13 protein-coding genes are annotated in these 16064 nt (G+C 73.3%); 10 read left to right on the top strand and 3 right to left on the bottom strand.

Annotated features, from left to right (window positions below; translation table 11 throughout):
• The first annotated feature begins 30 nt into the window (after positions 1-30).
• Entirely contained in the window at positions 31-1716 is a 1686-nt protein-coding gene (locus AC07DC_RS40320) for a proline--tRNA ligase (protein ID WP_478919879.1), read from the top strand.
• A gap of 3 nt (positions 1717-1719) precedes the next feature.
• On the opposite strand, the gene AC07DC_RS40325 is transcribed toward AC07DC_RS40320, so the two are convergent.
• From AC07DC_RS40325 to AC07DC_RS40335, 3 genes are all read right to left on the bottom strand, one after another.
• Positions 1720-2664, bottom strand: a complete 945-nt coding sequence (locus AC07DC_RS40325; protein ID WP_478919880.1) for an aminoglycoside phosphotransferase family protein — start codon at positions 2662-2664, stop codon at positions 1720-1722.
• A gap of 114 nt (positions 2665-2778) precedes the next feature.
• Positions 2779-3207, bottom strand: a complete 429-nt coding sequence (locus tag AC07DC_RS40330; RefSeq protein ID WP_478919881.1) for a ferritin-like domain-containing protein — start codon at positions 3205-3207, stop codon at positions 2779-2781.
• Between the two features lie 4 nt (positions 3208-3211).
• Positions 3212-3748, bottom strand: a complete 537-nt coding sequence (locus AC07DC_RS40335) for a hypothetical protein (protein ID WP_478919882.1) — start codon at positions 3746-3748, stop codon at positions 3212-3214.
• Between the two features lie 201 nt (positions 3749-3949).
• Between AC07DC_RS40335 and rimP the strand changes: the two genes are divergently transcribed.
• The 9 genes from rimP to AC07DC_RS40380 all read left to right on the top strand — a co-directional run bounded on the left by rimP (position 3950) and on the right by AC07DC_RS40380 (position 16011).
• On the top strand, positions 3950-4504 hold the full coding sequence (gene rimP / locus AC07DC_RS40340) for a ribosome maturation factor RimP (protein ID WP_478919883.1): 555 nt from the start codon (positions 3950-3952) through the stop codon (positions 4502-4504).
• Between the two features lie 2 nt (positions 4505-4506).
• On the top strand, positions 4507-5526 hold the full coding sequence (gene nusA, locus AC07DC_RS40345) for a transcription termination factor NusA (protein ID WP_478919884.1): 1020 nt from the start codon (positions 4507-4509) through the stop codon (positions 5524-5526).
• Between the two features lie 81 nt (positions 5527-5607).
• A complete protein-coding gene (locus AC07DC_RS40350) occupies positions 5608-5907 on the top strand; it encodes a YlxR family protein (protein ID WP_478919886.1) in 300 nt (99 codons plus the stop codon).
• 152 nt (positions 5908-6059) lie between these two features.
• Positions 6060-9212, top strand: a complete 3153-nt coding sequence (gene infB, locus AC07DC_RS40355) for a translation initiation factor IF-2 (RefSeq protein ID WP_478919887.1) — start codon at positions 6060-6062, stop codon at positions 9210-9212.
• A 193-nt stretch (positions 9213-9405) separates the two neighbouring features.
• Positions 9406-9699 (top strand): DUF503 domain-containing protein, encoded by a 294-nt coding sequence (locus tag AC07DC_RS40360; RefSeq protein ID WP_478919888.1) that lies wholly within the window; start codon positions 9406-9408, stop codon positions 9697-9699.
• A gap of 61 nt (positions 9700-9760) precedes the next feature.
• Positions 9761-10300: a 30S ribosome-binding factor RbfA gene (gene rbfA, locus AC07DC_RS40365; protein ID WP_478919889.1), complete on the top strand. Its 540-nt coding sequence runs from the start codon at positions 9761-9763 to the stop codon at positions 10298-10300.
• Positions 10297-11220, top strand: a complete 924-nt coding sequence (gene truB, locus AC07DC_RS40370) for a tRNA pseudouridine(55) synthase TruB (protein ID WP_478919890.1) — start codon at positions 10297-10299, stop codon at positions 11218-11220. The genes rbfA and truB overlap by 4 nt, the downstream gene beginning before the upstream one ends.
• A gap of 5 nt (positions 11221-11225) precedes the next feature.
• Positions 11226-11771 carry a hypothetical protein gene (locus tag AC07DC_RS40375; protein WP_478919891.1) on the top strand — a complete coding sequence of 182 codons (546 nt, stop codon included), beginning with the start codon at positions 11226-11228 and terminating at the stop codon, positions 11769-11771.
• Positions 11772-12012: 241 nt separating this feature from the next.
• Positions 12013-16011 (top strand): trypsin-like peptidase domain-containing protein, encoded by a 3999-nt coding sequence (locus AC07DC_RS40380; RefSeq protein ID WP_478919892.1) that lies wholly within the window; start codon positions 12013-12015, stop codon positions 16009-16011.
• Positions 16012-16064: the final 53 nt, after the last annotated feature.

Consider the following 16064-nt stretch of genomic DNA (forward strand, 5'->3'; position numbering starts at 1 on the left):
GGGAATCCCTCAATCCCCTGGAGAGCCACCATGGTCCTGCGCATGTCCCGTCTGATGCTCAAGACGCTGCGCGACGACCCGGCCGACGCCGAGACCGCCAGCCACAAGCTGCTGGTCCGCGCCGGTTTCGTACGCCGCTCGTCGGCGGGCGTCTGGATCTGGCTGCCGCTCGGCAAGCGGGTCCTGGAGAACGTCTCCCGCGTCGTCCGCGAGGAGATGGACGCCATCGGCGGCCAGGAGGTGCTGCTGCCCGCGCTGCTGCCGCGGGAGAACTACGAGGCGACCGGCCGCGCGGGCGAGTACGGCGACCTGCTCTTCCAGCTCAAGGACCGCAAGGGCGCCGACTACGTCCTCGGCCCGACCCACGAGGAGATCTTCACCCAGGTGGTGAAGGACCAGTGCACGTCCTACAAGGACCTGCCGGTGATCCTCTACCAGATCCAGACCAAGTACCGGGACGAGGCCCGCCCGCGCTCCGGCGTGCTGCGCGGCCGCGAGTTCCAGATGAAGGACTCGTACTCCTTCGACACCACCGACGAGGGCCTGGCCGAGGCGTACCGGGCACACCGCGACGCGTACATCAGGATCTTCACACGGCTCGGCTTCGACTACCGGATCGTCTCGGCGGTCTCCGGCGCGATGGGCGGCTCGGCGTCCGAGGAGTTCCTCGCCCCGGCCGGCGCCGGCGAGGACACCTTCGCGGACTGCCCGGCCTGCGAGTACGCGGCCAACACCGAGGCCGTCACCACGGTCGTGCCGCCCGTCGAGGGCGGGGAGCACGGCCCCGTCGAGGAACTCGACACCCCCGACACCCCGACCATCGAGACCCTCGCCGCGCACCTGGGCGTCCCGGCGTCCGCGACGTTGAAGAACCTGCTGGTGAAGGTCGACGGCAAGATCACCGCGATCGGCGTCCCCGGTGACCGCGAGGTCGATCTCGGCAAGCTCGGCGAGCACCTCGCCCCGGCCGTCGTCGAGCTGGTCACCGCCGAGGACTTCGTGGGCCGCCCCGAGCTCGTCCGCGGCTATGTCGGCCCGCAGGGCCTGGGCATCGAGTACATCGCCGACCCGCGCATCGCCCCCGGCACCGCCTGGATCACCGGCGCCAACAAGAACGGCAAGCACGCGCGCAACGTGGTCTGCGGCCGGGACTTCGAGGTGGACCGCTACCTCGACGTCGTCACCGTCCGGGCCGGCGACCCCTGCCCGCGCTGCGGCGCCGGGCTGCGGCTGGACCGGGCGATCGAGATCGGCCACATCTTCCAGCTCGGCCGCAAGTACGCCGACGCCTTCCAGCTCGACGTGCTGGGCCAGCAGGGCAAGCCGGTACGCGTGACCATGGGCTCCTACGGCATCGGCGTCTCCCGCGCGGTCGCCGCACTCGCCGAGCAGACCGCCGACGACCAGGGACTGTGCTGGCCGCGCGAGGTCGCCCCCGCCGATGTGCACGTCGTCGCGGCCGGCAAGGCCGTGCAGACCGAGCTGGCGCTGGACGTCGCGGACAAGCTGCACGCCGCGGGCGTCCGGGTCCTGCTCGACGACCGTGCCGGGGTCTCGCCGGGCGTGAAGTTCACCGACGCGGAACTCATCGGGGTCCCGCAGATCCTCGTCGTCGGCCGCCGCGCGGCGGAGGGCGTCGTCGAGTTGAAGGACCGCAGGTCCGGCGAGCGGGTCGAGCTGACCGTCGACGAAGCGCTGGCCCGGCTGACCGGCTGAGGCCTACAGCCAGCTGGCGAACTCCAGCAGGAGTTCGCCGGCCTGGCGGTCGCCCACCGACAGCGACCAGACGCCCGCCTCGACGGCCCGGAAGTGGCTCCAGCCGCGCAGCCGCTCCGGGTCCACGTCGAGCGCGGCGCCGAGCTTGGCGACCCTACGGCGGGCGGCCGCCTGCGGGCCCGGGGAGGCGGCCAGCGTCTCCACCCGGTCCCGGACGAGCCAGGCCAGGTCGTACGCCCGGTCGCCGACCAGCGGCTTGGGGTCGATGGCCAGCCACGGGCTGCGCTCGGCGGCCAGGACGTTGCCGTGGTGGTAGTCACCGTGCAGCAGCACGTCCTCGACCGGGCCGGCCAGCAGCTCCTCGCGCAGCACCAGCGCCTCGTCGATGAGCGGGCGCACCTCCGCGGCCCAGGGCTGCTCGCGGCGCTCGCGCAGGTGCTCGGCGAGGCCGGCGGTGTAGTCGGCGACCGAGGTGAACGGATGGCCCTCGGCCGGCGCCACCCACAGCCGCTGGAGGGTGGCCGTCGCTTCGAGCATCGCCTTGGGTTCCGGGAGGGAGCGCAGGGACACCTCGCCCTGCAGTCGCTCCAGCAGCATCGCGCCCGCGGCGGGCTCCGCGCGCAAAAGCCGGACCGCGCCGCGGCCGTCCCAGTGGGCGAGGGCGGCGTGCTCGTGCTCGGTCTCGGGTGTGACCATGCCCAGCTTGAGTACGGCGGGCGTCCCGTCGGCCGCCCGGACGAGCACGATCATGCTGATCTGGCCGCCGGGGGTGAAGACCCGCTCCGGCCGCAGCTCCCACCGCTCCAGCGTCTCGGCCGCCCGGCCGGGCAGCGCCGCGAGCCACTCCCGGCCGGCGTCGCCCTCCCAGGCGCCGATCGTGCGGACCAGCCGCTCAGGCGGGTCCAGCGGAATGGTGCCGGGGCCGCCGGGCTGCGGTGCTGAAGCCATGGTCGCGCTGTCCCTCCGTGGATCTTTCGCGGGCGGCGAGCGTCCCCGCAGGGAGATGCCTTCCCGCCCTGCCGCGCCGTACAGCCCTGACACGGCTCTTTACGCTGCCGTCGCTCACGATGAGCTCCGCTCGGCCAACCCGGGGAAGGCTACGCTGCCGCCGCGCCACCGCACGGCACGCACCGCCGCCTCGCGCAGTGCTCCGGCCGCGTCACGGCGCAGCTCCCCGGTGCTCGCGCGCACCACATCCCCGTAGACACCGGCGACCCGGTCCTCGATCACGGCGGCCAGCCGTACGGCCGCGGCACCGTCCGGCACCGGGAACGGCAGCGCGTACGCGGCGTCCGCCGGCACCGGTTCGGCGCCGAGGTCCCGTACGGTGCGGCTCAGCGCGTCGCGGCGGGCGCGGTGGGAGTCGTAGGCCGCGCGGGCGTCTGCGGTGCGCGGCTTCGCGACCCGGGCACCGATCACCCCATAGGCGTAAACGGCGGCGTGTTCCGCGGCGAGCGCCGCCTGGACCGCGGCCAGCGTCTGCTGCTCCATCCGTTCAGCCCTTCCCCGTCAGCAGGACCACGTGCGCCGCACCGGCGGCGGCCACTGAGGCGAGCAGCCGGGCGAGCTCGGGCGGCGCACCGAGCAGTGCGGTGGCGCGGGCGTCCGCGAGACGGCGTTCCGCGTCGGCGAGCGCGCCGAGCGTGGGGGGAGTGGTGGCAGCGGTGGTGGCGGGGGTACCCGGCGTTCCGGCGGGGGCCGGCCTCGCCGGAGCGGCGCCGAACGCCCGGGCGTGCAGGGCGACTTCGGCCCGCAGCGGCGCCAGCCGCACGGCGAGTTCCGGCCGTGCGGCGATGAGGCCGTCGTAGCGTGCGAGGAGTGCGGTGCTGTCCGCCGCGGCCCGTGCCCGCAGCGCGGCTCCCGGCGCGGCAGGGGGGTCGTCCCGCGGCGTGTCCGCCGCGGCCGGGGTTCCGCCGGAGCAGCCGGTGGCGAGTCCGGCCAGCGCTGCCAGCCCGCCCGCGCCGACCGCCAGCGGTACGCCGGCGGCCGAGGCCAGTACCGTCCGTCTGCCCGGTGTCGCTCTGCCTGTCACCGCGCCCCCTCCCCTGATCACCGAGCAGAGCGTACCGGGCGGTGCGACCCGGCCGGGCGACGGCGGCCGGCCAGGTTGCGCCGCCGGGCGGCGGTGCGGGGCGAGCCACGCCGAATCGTCGATCCGGTGTCGGAACCGATAGGCTTTGGGGCGACACGCGACCTTCCATACAACAGCACACGCGGCCGAGGAGTCACCCGGATGAGCACCACCCAGAGCGAGAGGCTGCGCGGATTGCTGGAGCCGCTCGTCGCCAAGACGGGTCTGGATCTGGAAGAGATCACCGTGACCGCGGCGGGCAGTCGGCGGCAGCTGATGGTCGTGGTGGATTCCGATGACGGCGTGCAGCTCGACGCGGTCGCCGAGCTGAGCCGGGAGATCGCCCAGGTGCTCGACGACACGGACGCGATGGGCCAGGGCGAGTACGTCCTGGAGGTCAGCTCCCCGGGCACCGACCGGCCGCTGACCACGCCCCGGCACTTCCGCCGCAACGAGGGCCGGCTGGTCAAGCTGACTCTCAACAACCACGAAGAGCTGATCGCGCGGATCATGGGGCTGGACGAGGCGGGCCTCGATCTGGAGGTCCCGGGCGTCAAGGGGCGCAAGCCCAAGCCGCGCCGGGTGGAGTTCGCGGAGATCGCGAAGGCCCGGGTGGAGATCGAGTTCAACCGCAAGAGCAAGAACGACGACGACGTCGACGCAGCGGATACGGCCGACGCCGACACCGACAGCGACGAGAGCATTGAGGAGGCGTAGCCGTGGACATCGACATGAAGGCCCTACGGGGTTTGGTGCAGGAGAGGCAGATTTCGTTCGACCTGCTGGTCGGGGCGATCGAGTCGGCGCTCCTCATTGCCTACCACCGGGAGCCGGGCAGCCATCGCCGGGCACGGGTGGAGCTGGACAAGACGTCGGGGCATGTGACGGTGTGGGCGAAGGAGGACGCGTCCGAGGTCGCCGAGGGCGCCGAGCCCCGCGAGTTCGACGACACCCCTTCCGGGTTCGGCCGGATCGCCGCCTCCACCGCGAAGCAGGTCATCCTGCAGCGGCTGCGCGACGCGGAGGACGACATCACATTCGGCGAGTACGCCGGCCGTGAGGGCGACATCGTCTCCGGCGTGGTCCAGCAGGGCATGGACGCCAAGAACGTGCTGGTCGACATCGGCAAGATGGAAGCCATCCTGCCGGTGCAGGAGCAGGTGCCGGGCGAGGACTACAAGCACGGCGTGCGGCTGCGTTCCTACGTCGTCCGGGTCGCCAAGGGCGTGCGCGGACCGTCGGTGACGCTGTCGCGCTCGCACCCGAACCTGGTGCGCGCCCTGTTCAAGATGGAGGTCCCGGAGATCGCGGACGGGTCGGTCGTCATCGAGGCGATCGCCCGCGAGGCCGGTCACCGTACGAAGATGGCGGTCCGTTCCACCCGCTCCGGGCTGAACGCCAAGGGCGCGTGCATCGGCCCGATGGGCGCCCGGGTGCGGGCGGTCATGGCGGAGCTGCAGGGCGAGAAGATCGACATCGTGGACTGGTCGGACGACCCGGCCGACATGGTGGCGAACGCGCTGTCACCGGCCCGGGTGACCCGGGTCGAGGTCGTGGACCTGTCCGCCCGGTCGGCCCGGGTGACCGTGCCGGACTACCAGCTGTCGCTCGCCATCGGCAAGGAGGGGCAGAACGCCCGCCTCGCCGCCCGGCTGACCGGCTGGCGGATCGACATCCGTCCGGACGTCGAGCCCGAGGGCGCCGAAGAGTCCGGCGAATCGGACACTTCGCGCGCCTGAATGTCAACCCACGACTGATCGAACAACCGTGCGTCGAATAACCCGAAGGGGTGAGGTCGGCGCGGGGAGGTAGACTTAGCAGTGTCTGGCCGGACGCGTTCCCTTGCGTGCCCTGAGCGAACCTGTGTGGGTTGCCGGGAACGGGTGGCCAAGAACGATCTGCTGCGTGTGGCGGTGAGCGGTGACGCGTGCGTCCCCGATCCTCGCGGTACGCTGCCCGGTCGGGGTGCTCACTTGCACCCTGACCTGGTCTGTTTCGACCTGGCGGTTCGCCGCCGGGCCTTCTCCAGGGCCTTCAGGTCCAAGGAGACGTTCGACACCGCGGAACTCCGCCGGTACGTCGAGCAGCACACCAAGCCCGTCGAAGTGGCGGCACCGTAAGTGAACGGCACGGGTATCCGTGCGGTCAGGTACCTCGCGAGTCGGAAGTAGGTCGAGATTGCGATGAGCACCACTCGATGAGTACGCGATGAGTACGAGCATGAAGTAGCGACGGTCCGGCGGACGATCACCCCGGACCTAAAAGGAGCGAAGTGGCTAAGGTCCGGGTATACGAACTCGCCAAGGAGTTCGGAGTTGAGAGCAAGGTCGTCATGGCCAAGCTCCAAGAACTTGGTGAATTCGTACGTTCGGCGTCCTCGACGATCGAGGCGCCGGTTGTTCGCAAGTTGACTGACGCTTTGCAGGGGCCCGGTGGCGGAAGCGCCGCCAAGCCCGCTGCCAAGCCCGGCGCGCCCCGCAAGGCGACGCCTGCCAAGCCTGGCGCCCCCACCCCGGGTGCGCCGGCCCGTCCCGCTGCGCCGGCTCCCAAGCCGGCCGCGGACGCCCCCGTAACCCCGGCGGCTCCGGCCGCCACGGGCACCGGCTCCACGCCGGCCGGCCCCCGTCCGGGTCCGAAGCCGGCCCCGGTCAAGCCCGCTCCGGCGGCTCCGGTCCCGGTCGCGGAGTTCTCCGCCCCCCCGGCCCCGGCCCAGCAGACGCAGCAGCCCGCGGCCTCGGCCCCGGCGGCTCCGTCCTCCGCGCCGCGTCCCGCGGGTGCCACTCCCGGCCCCCGTCCGGCACGTCCGGCCCCGGCACAGCGCGAAGAGCGCCGTGACGGCGGTCAGCGTGACGCCGCCCCGCGTGGCGACCGTCCGGCCCGTCCGGCCGGCCAGGGTGCGCCCGGTGGCGCCCCGCGTCCCGGTGGCGCCCGTCCGGCCGGTCCCCGTCCGGGCAACAACCCCTTCACCTCCGGTGGGTCCACCGGGATGCAGCGCCCCGGTGGCGCCCCGCGTCCCGGCGGCGGCCAGGGTGCTCCCGGCGGCGAGCGTCCCGCTCGTCCCGCCGGCACGGGCGGTCCCGGTGGCGCTCCGCGTCCCGGCGGCGCCCCGCGCCCCGGTGGTGCGGGCGGTCCCGGCGGTGCCGGTCGTCCGGCTCCCGGTGGCATGCCCCGCCCGCAGAGCTCCGGCCCGCGCCCGAACCCGGGCATGATGCCGCAGCGTCCCGCCCCGTCCGGTGGTCCCGGCGGCCGCTCCGGCGGTCCCGGCGCCCGTCCCGGTGGCGGTCCTGGTGCCCGTCCCGGTGGCGGCGGTCCCGGTGCACGTCCCGGTGGCGGCAGCGGTGGCGGCGGCTTCGCCGGCCGTCCGGCCGGTCCCGGTGCGCGTCCCGGCGGCTTCGGTGGCCCGCGTCCCGGTGGTGCTCCCGGCGGTGGCGGCGGCTTCGGTCCCCGTCCCGGCGGCTTCGGCGGTCGCCCCGGCGGCCCCAACGCCCGTGGTGGCACGCAGGGTGCCTTCGGCCGTGGCCCGAACGGCCGTCCGGCCCGTGGTCGCAAGTCGAAGCGCCAGCGGCGCCAGGAGTACGAGAGCATGCAGGCCCCGTCCGTGGGCGGCGTGCTGCTGCCCCGCGGTAACGGTGCTGCCGTACGACTGCGTCGTGGCTCCTCTCTCACCGACTTCGCCGAGAAGATCAACGCCAACCCGGCGTCGCTCGTCCAGGTGATGTTGAACCTCGGCGAAATGGTCACGGCGACGCAGTCGGTTCCCGACGCGACGCTGCAGCTGCTCGCCGACGAGATGAACTACGTCCTGGAGATCGTCAGCCCGGAGGAGGAGGACCGCGAGCTGCTCGAGTCCTTCGACATCGAGTTCGGCGAGGACGAGGGCGGCGAGGAAGAGCTCGTCTCCCGTCCGCCGGTCGTGACCGTCATGGGTCACGTCGACCACGGTAAGACCCGACTCCTCGACGCGATCCGCAAGACCAACGTGGTCGCGGGCGAGGCCGGTGGCATCACCCAGCACATCGGTGCCTACCAGGTCGCGGCCGAGGTCAACGGCGAAGAGCGCAAGATCACCTTCATTGACACCCCCGGTCACGAGGCGTTCACCGCCATGCGTGCCCGTGGTGCCAAGTCGACCGACATCGCGATCCTCGTGGTGGCGGCCAACGACGGTGTCATGCCGCAGACGATCGAAGCGCTGAACCACGCCAAGGCGGCCGGTGTGCCGATCGTGGTCGCGGTCAACAAGATCGACGTCGAAGGCGCCGACCCCGTCAAGGTGCGCGGTCAGCTGACCGAGTTCGGCCTGGTGGCCGAGGAGTACGGCGGCGACACCATGTTCGTCGACATCTCCGCCAAGCAGGGTCTGCACATCGACAGCCTGCTGGAGGCCGTGGTCCTCACCGCGGACGCCTCGCTCGACCTGCGGGCCAACCCGGAGCAGGACGCACAGGGCATCGCGATCGAGGCTCACCTCGACCGTGGCCGCGGCGCCGTGGCGACCGTGCTCGTGCAGCGCGGCACGCTGCGCATCGGCGACACCATGGTGGTCGGCGACGCGTACGGCCGAGTCCGCGCGATGCTCGACGACCGTGGCAACACGCTGGAAGAAGCGGGCCCCTCGACTCCGGTCATGGTGCTCGGTCTCACCAACGTGCCCGGCGCCGGCGACAACTTCCTCGTTGTCGACGACGACCGCACGGCCCGTCAGATCGCCGAGAAGCGTGCCGCTCGTGAGCGGAACGCGGCGTTCGCCCGCAAGGGTGTCCGGTTCTCCCTGGAGAACCTGGACGAGGCCCTGCAGGCCGGTCTGGTGCAGCAGCTCAACCTCATCATCAAGGGCGACGCGTCCGGTTCGGTCGAAGCGCTCGAGTCCTCGCTCATGCAGCTGGACGTCGGTGCCGAGGTCGACCTGCGCATCCTGCACCGCGGTGTGGGTGCGGTCACCGAGTCGGACATCAACCTGGCATCGGGTTCCGACGCCATCGTCATCGGCTTCAACGTGCGCGCCGAAGGCCGCGCCACGCAGCTGGCCGAGCGCGAGGGTGTCGACGTCCGGTACTACTCGGTGATCTACCAGGTCATCGATGAGATCGAGGCGGCCCTGAAGGGCATGCTCAAGCCGGAGTACGAAGAGGTCGAGCTCGGCACCGCCGAGATCCGCGACGTCTTCCGCTCCTCCAAGCTGGGCAACATCGCCGGTGTCCTCATCCGCTCGGGCGAGGTCAAGCGCAACACCAAGGCGCGACTCCTCCGCGACGGCAAGGTCATCGCGGAGAACCTCAACATCGAGGGTCTGCGCCGGTTCAAGGACGACGTCACCGAGATCCGGGAAGGCTACGAGGGCGGTATCAACCTCGGCAGCTACAACGACATCAAGGTCGACGACGTCATCGCGACGTACGAGATGCGCGAGAAGCCGCGCGGCTGATCGCCCACCCGCCGCCCGGCCACCACCCCTGGTGGGCCGTGCGGCGCACGGGCAGTGCATTTCACCGGGGCCGGTCGGCGGAGATATTCCGTCGATCGGCCCCGGCCGTTGCGTGTACCGTTCACATCATGGATCGCGCCTGTCACCAGGGGCGTAACGACGAGGCCCCCCAGGGCGGCTAGCCCTGTCGCCCATGTATGCAGGAACCCTGACCTTCGACCTCCTCCTCGGCGACATACATTCGCTGAAGGAGAAGAGGTCCGTCGTCCGCCCGATCGTCGCCGAGCTGCACCGCAAGTTCGCGGTCAGCGTGGCGGAGACCGGCGAGCAGGACCTTCACCGCAGGGCCGAGATCGGCATAGCGGTCGTGTCCGGGGATCTCGGACACATCAAGGACGTACTCGACCGGTGCGAGCGATGGATGATCGCCCGGCCCGAGGTGGAACTGCTGTCGGCACGGCAGCGGATCCACGGCGACGACGACTGACCGATCGGCGGTCGGCCGGCGCCTGGAAGACAAGAGCAGTAACGAAGAAGGAGACGGACAAGTGACCGACACCGCGCGGGCGCGCAAGCTGGCCGACCGCATCCGGGTCGTGGTCGCGGAAACCCTGCAGCGGCGGATCAAGGACCCGCGGCTGGGCTACGTGACGATCACCGACACCCGGGTCACCGGTGACCTGCGGGAGGCGACCGTCTTCTACACGGTCTACGGCGACGACGAGGAGCGGGCGGCCTCCGCCGCCGCCCTGGAGAGCGCCAAGGGCGTCCTCCGCTCCGAGGTCGGGCGGCAGACCGGGGTGCGGTTCACCCCGAGCCTGGCGTTTGTCGCGGACGCTCTTCCGGAGAACGCGAAGACCATCGACGATCTGCTGGCCAGGGCACACGCCTCCGACGAGCAGGTGCGCAAGGCCGCCACCGACGCGTCGTACGCCGGCGACGCGGACCCGTACCGCAAGCCGGTCGAGGACGAGGACGACGTCGACGTCGACGTCGACGACCTGGTCGACGAGGACGCCGAGGACGAAGACGGCGCCGAGGACGAAGCGACCGCAGCCGACGACGACAAGGGTCCCGCGACCGCATGAAGCGCAAAGGCCAGGGCCCGGACGGCCTAGTGATCGTCGACAAGCCGGCCGGGCTCACCTCGCACGCCGTGGTCGCCCGCATCCGCCGTTTCGCGGGGACCCGGCGCGTCGGGCACGCGGGCACCCTCGACCCGATGGCGACCGGAGTGCTCGTCATCGGTGTCGAGAAGGCCACCCGCCTCCTCGGCCACCTCGCGCTCACGCGCAAGGAGTACGTCGCGACGATCCGGCTCGGCCAGACCACCGTGACGGACGACGCCGAGGGCGAGGTCACGGAGAGCGCCGGCGCGGCCGGCGTCGATCCGGCAGCCGTCCACGCCGGAATCGCCAAGCTGACCGGCGACATCATGCAGGTGCCGTCGAAGGTCAGCGCCATCAAGGTCAACGGCGTCCGGTCCTACACCAGGGTCCGGGAGGGCGAGGAGTTCGAGCTGGCCTCCCGCCCGGTGACCATCTCCGCCTTCGACCTGCACGAGAGCCGCGCCGCGACGGCGGAGGACGGCACGGCCGTCCTGGACCTGGACGTCACTGTCGAGTGCACCTCCGGCACCTACATCCGGGCCCTGGCGCGCGATCTCGGTGCGGATCTGGGCACCGGCGGCCATCTGACCGCCCTGCGGCGGACCCGGGTGGGACCGTACGACCTGAGCGCCGCCCGCACCGTGGACGAGCTCGAAGCGACGTACCAGGCCGACGGAGCGGAGGCCTTCGAGGTCATGCCGATCGGCGAGGCCGCCGCCGCGGCGTTCCCCCGCTGGGACGTGGACGCGGACCAGGCCCGGCTGCTCGTCAACGGCGTACGGCTCAAGACCGGCGGCATGGGCCCCGGCACCCACGCGGCCTTCGACCCCGACGGCCGCTTCCTGGCCCTCGTCGAAGACCGCGAAGGCCAGACGAAGATCCTCGCGGTCCTCGTCTGACCCGAGTGCGCGACCTGACAGGATTCGGGCCGGCCGCCGAGCGGGTCCGGATCCTCGCCGCGAAGGGCTACCTGGACGAGGCGGAGACCGCGGCGCCGGCGCGGGACTTTCCCGAAGCCGCCGCGGACGTGCTCGGCCTGCTGCGAGAACTGGCGGCCGCGCAGGAGTGGCCCACCTTCGTGACGTACGCCGGGCTCGCGGCACATCTGCACCCCGACGGGCTCGCCGACGTCATCGTGCCGGTGATCTCGGAGCAGCGGCCCACGGGGGACTACGAAGACCTCGTCGAGATCCTCGGCGAGCTGCGGGCGGCCGAGGCGGTACCCGCCGTCGTCGGGCTCCTCACGGCCCGGTACGCCGCGGAAGCACCGTACTTCTCGCTCTCCGTCAAGTGCATCTACGCGCTGGGCACGATCGCTGACGCTGCCGCGAACGAGGCGCTGCGGGAGATCGCCACCGGGGAGTGGCCGAAGCCCCTCCGCTGGAACGCCGCGGTCGAGCTGCGGATCGAGGACGAACTGGGCTTCGACGAGGACGACATGCTCGGCTAGACCGTGTCTGAGGGGGAACCCCATCGTGGAGCGGGCGTCCGTGTCCCCGCGCGGACGCCCGCTCCACGATCCCCCTCCTGCTCGTATACCTATCCTCCGCACACCCTGAATTCACCCCATTGGGCGGGCGCTCGGAGTGAACCATGGGGGTGTACGGGGGCGCGTTGGGTGCGCGATCACTAGCCGGCGATCACCGTGGGCATACCGTGGAAGGCGGTTGACCAGCGGGGGAGGTACGCGGATGGCGGTGCGACCCTGCGACGGTGACGACGCGTTGGTGCGCGTGTGCGATCTGGCCGGACGGCCGCGCGGAACGGGATTCCTCGCCGACCTCGGCGGCACCCTTCTGACGAGTCACGAGGCCGTCGACGGGCTCGCCCGGCTGGTGCTGCACGCACCCGGCGACCAGATCTGCCTCGTCGGCGCGGAGGCGGTCACGCCGCTGCCGGAGCTGGGTCTCGCGCTCGTCGCGACCGACGGCATCAACCTCCGGCCGCTGCCGATCGCCGCCACCGGACCCGCGCACCGGGAACGCCGGGTGCGGTTGCGGGCCCGCGGCTGGACGGACGCCGTGGTCGTCGGTACCGCGTCCGTCACCTACACCGCCACCGACCGATTCCACCTCCTGGACGAGGTCTACGAACTCGCCCTCGACACGCCCGAATTGCTGCGCGTGCATCCGCAGGCGTCCGGCAGCCCCGTCATCGACGCGGAGACCGGCGCGGTGCTGGCCGTCATCGCCACCGCGCTGCACGCCGGGCACCGGGCCGGTGGCTTCGCCGTCCCGCTGCGGGCCGGGTCGGGACCGCTGGCGGAGCTGCTCGCCCGCAACGCGGCCACCGTGCCCGCCTACGGGCCGCACCTCAACCTCGCGGGAGCGCTGCAGCTGACGGCCACCTCGGTCGGCTCCGCGGCCGTACCGCGCGAATGGCGCGAGCCGGTCGCCAGGCCGGGGACGGAGGACGAGCTGCGCGACTTCCTCGGCCGGGGCGGGGACCGCGGACCGCTCGTCCTGGGCCTGGTCGGCGACCCCGGCTGCGGGCGCACCACCGAACTGGCGGCGCTGGCCGCACGCCGCGCCCGAGGCGCCGAACCCGCCCCGACGGTCTGGCTGCGCGGCGCCGAACTGCGCCCCGGCGACGGCGGGTTGAAGGACGCGGTGGAACGCTCGCTGCGCACCGCCGCGCGGATCGTGTCGGCGGCGGCCGGCGACAGCAGGGGCGAGGCGCCCGTCGCCTCCCCGGACGCGGTCGCGGACCTGGCCCGGTCGGCGGGCCGCCCGTTGGTCGTACTGCTCGACGGCCCCGAGGAGATGCCGCCCGTTCTGGCGCACGCGCTGCCCGACTGGACGGCAGGTACGGCGAGTTGGCTGCGGGCCGGCGGTGTGCGGTTGGTCGTGGCGTGCCGGCCCGAGTACTGGGAGCAGGCCGGCGCCCTGTTCCCCGCCGGGATGCTCCATGTGCCCGAGGAGGCGCCGGCCGTACCGCCGGGCGCCCCGGCCCGCGCGCTGCCGTTCTGCGTCCGGCTCGGCGACCTCCCGGAGCGGCAGGCCGTCCGCGCCAGGGCGCGGTACGGCATCCCGCCCGGGGCCCTGGCCGAGACCGACGCCGCCCATCCGCTGGCGCTGCGGCTGTTCGCCGAGATCCGCGCGGCCCTCCCGGAATCCGCGGTGCCCGACCCGGCGGGAGCCCCCGCCGCAGAGGAGGCCGTGCCCGGCCGGGCGGAGATCTTCTCCGCCTATCTGGACCTGGTCTGCCTGCGCATCGCCGTCCGGCTGACGGCGGGCGCCGAGAGCCCCGCCCGCGGGACCGCCGTCCGGCGGCTGGCGGCCCGGGTCGCCGGGCAGGTGCACGAGGCGGCGCGGCGCTGTCTGGGGCCCGGCCAGGGCGAGCTGGACCGTGAGTCCTTCGAGGACCTCTTCCCGTGGCGTACGGGATGGGCCTCGGCCGTCCTCACCGAGGGCCTTGTCGTGCCGGCGGGAGCCGGATACCGCTTCGCGCACGAGGAGTTCGCCGACTGGCTGCAGGGGCTGCACCTGGATCTGGACGAGGCGCTGTACGCGCTCGTCCACCGGTGGTTCGCCGCCCCTGCGGGCGCCGCTGAGGCCCCGGTGCGCCTGCCGTCGCGCCCCGGTGCCCGTGCCGGACAGGCCCCCGGGCACACCGTCCCGCCGGCCCCGCCGGTGGGCCCCGCCAACGCTCCGCACTCCCTTCCGGTGCCCCGCCACCGCATCGGCCCCGTCATCCAGTCCCTGCTGCTCACCGCCCGCCAATCCGGCCCCAACGCGCTCGCCCGGCACCTCGAAACCCTGATCCACGCTCTCGACCAGCAGGCCGCCGAGCCGAGCCGCCTGGCGCCTCCGGCGCAGGTGGCGGTGGCGGAGGCGGAGGAGCCGGGCACGGCGGACGGCCCCGCCCGGGATCCGGAGGAGCGCCCGGCACCGGGCGATGTACCCGGCGATGCACCGTTCGAGGCGGATCTCGACGCGGACACGGTCCCCAACCGGCGGCACGCTGCGGGCCGCGCTCAGGCCGGCCGCGCGGCCGTACCGCCGCCGCGGAGTCCCGTCACGGCGGCAGCGCCGGCGGACAGTGGCGGGACCGCTGAGGAGCCGCGTCCACCGGCATCGGCACCGGCGCCCGTACCCGCGCCGGAGGCGGCCCGGCGGGCGGACGCCGTGTGGTGGGCGGCGCACCTGCTGGGCGAGGTGCTGCTGCGGGTGCCGGACGGCAGCCAGTACCGGGGAGTGCTGCGGCTGCTGGCGGAACGGATCACCGTGCGGTCGATCGAGCGCGGCGGGTTCGGTCCGCAGGGGCTCGGGGGGCTGGCGGAGTTCGGTCCGTGGTTCTGGCGGCGGCTGGCCCTGCCGCTGGAGGAGCGGCTCGACCTGCTGCGCCTGCTCCTGCCGGCCGACGGACCACCGCAGCAGAACCCGCAGAGCGCACAGAACCCGCAGACGCCACAGAACCCGCACACGTCGCAGAATCTGCGGAACGTCCTGAGCTCGCCCGGTCCCGCGGAGCGGTTCCTCCCGACCGTGGGCGACCTGCTCTGCGCCGCGCCGCGCGCCGCGCTGCCCGTGATCTGCGGCTGGTTCGGTGACGATCGCCCGTTGCAGACGGACGCGGGGCTGAAGGGCCCGCGCCCGACCGTGGCCGCCGCCGTCCAGGCGCTGCTGCACACCCACCGGCACCGCGCCGTGGACGATCTCACCGAGGCGTTGGTCGAGGCCGCGCACCCCGGCGCCGACGAACTGCTGGCCGCCCTCGCGGAGGACGAACCGTCGGCGCTCTGCCGCGCCGTCGACCGCTGGGCGCACGAGGAACGGCCCGCCCGGCACGTCGCCGCCGCCGCGTACGGGCTGCGCGCCGCACCGTACGTACGATCCGACGCCGACCGTGAACTCCTGCGCTACGCGGCGCTCGCGATGCTCGCCCGCACCGCGGACTGCACGCTGCACGGAGCGGCGCTGGGGCTTCTCGTGCGGGACCCGGCGACCCGCTCCCGGCATCTGCCGGCCGCCCTCACCCACTTCGCCGCGGGCGACCCGCAGCTTCCGGCGGGCGCCCTCGCCGCCGCGCTCGCCTCGCATCCGGAACCGGTGCTCGCCGCGTTCCAGGCGCGGCTGCGGGAGCCGGGCGCCGGCGCGGCCGAGGTACTGCGCGAACTGGCCGAGGTGACCACCCCCGCGCTGGCCCGCCGCGCGGCCGGCCTCGTACGCGACCATCTGCGGCACCGGCCGGAGGGCGCCGTCCATGCGGCGGCGTTCCTCGATCGCCGTCTCGAGCAGGGCGCCTCGGCCCGAGCGGTGGTGTTTCCGCTGGTCGTGGAGTTGTTGCGGGAGCATCCGCCGGAGGTGCGCCGCGCGGTCGCGCCGGTGCTCGCCGCGCCCGGCAGCCACATCTCCCGGCCGATGCGCCAGGAGCTGCTCGACGTGGCACTGGAGAGCGAACGGGACGCCGACGTGCTGGACGCGCTGCTCGCCGCCGCCGCGGACGGCTCGGCCCGCCGCCCACCGCTGCTCACCCGCGATCTCGTGCACCGGCTCGGCCTGCTGCTCGGGCGCACCCCCGAGGGCGCCGCACACTTCGACCGGCGCCTGGTCCAGCTCGCCGCCGCCTCCCCGTGCTTCGCCCGGCTGGTCCGCGGCTGGCTGGACTCCGACGGCGCCTGGGATGCTGTCATCGGCCCCAGCGCCCGCCGGCGGTGCGAGCAACTCGCCGTACCGTCCGCCCCGTAGTGGCCGGGCGGGGCCGGACGTGGCCCGTGTCACGGGCGCGGCGGCGGGGCCGG

The sequence above is a fragment of the Streptomyces sp. NPDC045021 genome (assembly GCF_056432645.1).